Origin of the sequence: Protofrankia sp. Cr1 (genome assembly GCF_963555865.1) — a bacterium.
Classification (GTDB): domain Bacteria; phylum Actinomycetota; class Actinomycetes; order Frankiales; family Frankiaceae; genus Protofrankia.
Map to the genome: position 1 here is coordinate 2,300 of NZ_CAUVXO010000406.1, position 2,985 is coordinate 5,284.

The 2,985-nt window shown below is 68.9% G+C and carries 3 protein-coding genes; all 3 read right to left on the minus strand.

Annotated elements, in window-relative coordinates:
* Position 1 precedes the first annotated feature (1 nt).
* Positions 2 to 1,501 carry an aldehyde dehydrogenase family protein gene (locus tag U9980_RS22445; protein WP_322769743.1) on the minus strand — a complete coding sequence of 500 codons (1,500 nt, stop codon included), beginning with the start codon at positions 1,499 to 1,501 and terminating at the stop codon, positions 2 to 4.
* Positions 1,494 to 2,714, minus strand: coding sequence for a cytochrome P450 (locus U9980_RS22450; protein ID WP_322769744.1), 1,221 nt, complete (start codon positions 2,712 to 2,714; stop codon positions 1,494 to 1,496). The genes U9980_RS22445 and U9980_RS22450 overlap by 8 nt, the downstream gene beginning before the upstream one ends.
* Before the next feature lie 16 nt (positions 2,715 to 2,730).
* A partial coding sequence (locus U9980_RS22455) for a ferredoxin (RefSeq protein WP_322769745.1) occupies positions 2,731 to 2,985 on the minus strand: 255 nt, incomplete at its 5' end.

The following is a 2,985-nucleotide window of genomic DNA, read 5'->3' on the forward strand; positions in this document are numbered from 1 at the left end:
CTTATGCCCCTGTCGCCGGGGTCGCGATCGTCTTGGCCTGCAAGTACTCGCGGAATCCGTCCTCGCCATGCTCGCGCCCGACACCGCTGATGCCGTACCCGCCGAACGGGGTGTCCGGCGAGAGATAGAACGAAGGCCCGATGTTGACGGTCCCGGCCTTCATGCGGTTCGCGAGCCGCCAGGCCCGCTCGGGGTCGGAGGTCTGGATGTAGGCCGAGAGCCCGTACCGGGAGTTGTTCGCCACCCGGACCGCCTCATCGTCATCGCCGTCGTAGCGCACCACGGTCAGCACCGGGCCGAAGACCTCGTACTGCGCGATCTCGGCGTTCTCGTCGACGTCCGCGACCACCGTCGGCTCGTACCAGAAGCCCCTGCCGCCGGTGGGCGAATCACCCCGCCGGCCGCCGACGAGCACCCGCGCGCCGGCCGCGCGCGCCCGGTCAACCAGGCCTTCCATCCGCGCGACCTGGGCACCGTTGATGATCGGCCCGACGACGTTGGTCGGGTCGGTCGGATCCCCCCACGGCAGGGCGCCGATCGCCGCGGTCAGCGCGCCGAGCACCTCGTCGTAGCGCGAGGCGTGGACGACGAGCCGGGTCGCGAGCGCGCAACCCTGGCCGCTGTTGCTCATGCACATACCGATCGTCATCGGCAGGGCGACGGCCAGATCGGCGTCGTCCAGGATGATATTCGCAGACTTCCCCCCGAGTTCCAGACAGACCTTGCGGATGCCGACCGCGGCACGTTCGTAGATCCGCTGACCGACGCCGGGCGAGCCGGTGAAGTGATACATGTCCACCCGCGGGTCGCCCGTCAGCGCCTCGCCCGCCACGGCCTTGTCCAGCGAGCTGACGACGTTGAGCACGCCCGGCGGCAGATCGGTGTGCTCGTGCGCCACTCTGGCGATGAACGCGCCGGTCAACGGCGTGTCCGGGGCCGTCTTAAGCACCACGGTGTTACCCGTGGCCAGGGCGTGCTGGATCTTCCAGATGTCGGTCATGAACGGCGCGTTCCATGGCGTGATCGCCCCGACCACGCCATACGGCTCATAGCGGACGCGGCGGTTGCTCGGCAGGCCGACGCCCGTGTGCATGCCGACGTCGGTCTCCCACGGGAAGCGGCCGATCAGGTCGTTGAAGTAGGTCATGTCGCTGGTCATCACGTCGATGTGCGCACCGATGTTCGAAGCGGGTGTGCCCGCCTCGGCGATCTGGACCTGCTTGGCCGCCAGTGCCTCCTTGCGCAGGGCGTCCTGTAACTGGCGCAGGACCTGCTGACGGAAGGCGTGGTCGGTGGCCCACGTGGTCTCGTCGGCCGCGCGCCGCGCGGCACCCACAGCGGCGGCGACGTCCTCGGGCTGCGCATCCGCCGCGGTGCCCACGACGGACTCGTCGCTCGGGCTGATGACGTCGAAGCGCCCGCCGGCGGCCGCCTCACGGAACTCCCCGTCGATGTAGAGCCGGCCCTCGGGTTCGAAATCAAGCGGCGTGAAATCAGGCATCGTGTGCTTCTCCAGACATTACGGTGGCAGGGAAACTGATCGGCAGATGGATGGCGGCGCGCACGCCGTAGTTCGTGTAGAGCACCTGCTCGCCGGGGGTGATCTCGTACTCGGGAATGCGCGTGTGGAACTCCTCCAACGCCACCCGGAGCTCAAGGCGGGCGAGGTTGGAACCCAGGCAACGGTGCGGTCCGGCCGCGAAGCCGACGTGCGCGTTGTGGGGGCGAGCGAAGTCGACGGTCATCGGGTCGGGGAACGCGGCCGGGTCGACGTTCGCCGCCGCCCACACCACCTCGACCATGGATCCGGCCGGGAACCGGCGGCCCGCCACTTCGATGTCCTCGGTCACCCAGCGGTGGCCGACCGGCACCGGCGACTCGAAGCGCATCAGCTCCTCGATCGCCTTGCCCAGGAGCGCGGGGTCCGCTATCACCTGGCGCCGCTCGTCCGGGTGCTCGGCGAACCACGCGAACATGCACGACAACGAGCAGGTGACAGTATCAAGACCGGCAATCACCAGCAGGTAGCAGATATCGACGATCTCAGCGTCGCACAGCCGGTCGCCGTCCACCTCGACGGTCAGGAAGCCGCCGATGAGATCGTCACACGGAGGTTGGGCGCGGCGTTCGTCAAGGACCTTCGCGAGGTAGGCGTACATCCGCTCGCCCGCCGCACGCATGGTGGCCTGCTTCTCATCGAGGGTCGCGCCCTGCGGGCGCACGACCGCCTCCTTGAACTCCAGGAAGATCGGCAGATCGTCGGTGGGCAGGCCGAGCAGGTCGATGAAGATGTGCGTCGGCAGCGTCGCGCACAGGTCGGACATCAGCTCCGCCTCGCCCTTGTCGGCGAACTCGTCGATCAGGGCGTTGGTCCGGGCCCGGATCGTCTCCTCGAGCCGCGCGACCCGTTTGGGGGTGAAGAGCGGGTCTAACAACCGGCGGTACTTGCGGTGTAGGTCGCCGTCGAGATCCAACGGGATCAGTGGTCGCTGGGCGCCCATGTTGTAATGCACGCCGTCGGTCGCCCGGACCGCCGGGTGGCGTAGGAACTCCGCCATCTCCTCGCGACGGGCAACCACGAGTGTCCCGTCCGGGCGCACCGGTGCGTCCTGCCCGGCCAGTTCGACGAACGCACCCTGGGGATGGCGTTCGTCCCACGAACCGAGCAGGTGCGCGGCGCAGAAGACCGGCGGCGTGGTGGCCTCAGTGCTCATGTCACTCCCAGAAACGTCAGTCGGCAACGGAGATGGCCTGCTCGGGGCAGTTCTGCGCAGCCGAATGAACCGCCTCACCCGCGCTGGCCGGCATCGGATCCACCCGGACATAGGCGTGGCTGTCCACGTCGTCCAGGTCGAACAGGTCCGGCGCGGCGAGGACGCACAGGGCGTGCCCCTGGCACCGGCTCCGGTCAACCGTCACCCGCATTGCCCCGCCTCTCCCCCGCGGCCAGCTGGACCGACCGCCCGTCCCGCGACGACGCCCACG